This window comes from Corynebacterium sp. HMSC073D01 (assembly GCF_001815555.1).
In the GTDB taxonomy this organism is placed as follows: Bacteria; Actinomycetota; Actinomycetes; order Mycobacteriales; family Mycobacteriaceae; genus Corynebacterium; species Corynebacterium glucuronolyticum.
In genome coordinates, this window is the sequence record NZ_KV821069.1 from 128,274 (window position 1) to 128,548 (window position 275).

A 275-nucleotide genomic window follows, 5' to 3' on the forward strand; every position below is an offset into this window, starting at 1 on the left:
AACTTACACAACAACATCAAATTCGACGACACAGTCTTCCCGCCGAGTTTGACTGGCCAAATGTGGTGTACCTGGCACTCGCTGGCAGGAGTCGAACACCCCGGATGTGGACACACCGGATTACGAATCGACTGGTTAATAAACTCCAACACATCCGCAAACCGGGAATCCTCCGTCATCTCAAACGAATACAAACCGAAGTTTTCAGGAGCCAGGGGACTGACAAGAGCAATAATCCCCTCTTTTTCAAGCTCAGCCTCCACAATCTCCTTACC

1 protein-coding gene is annotated in these 275 nt (G+C 49.8%); it reads right to left on the bottom strand.

Annotated features, from left to right (window positions below):
• The coding region (locus tag HMPREF3044_RS13660; protein WP_246821001.1) for an HNH endonuclease signature motif containing protein at nucleotides 1-275 on the bottom strand (275 nt) is incomplete at both ends.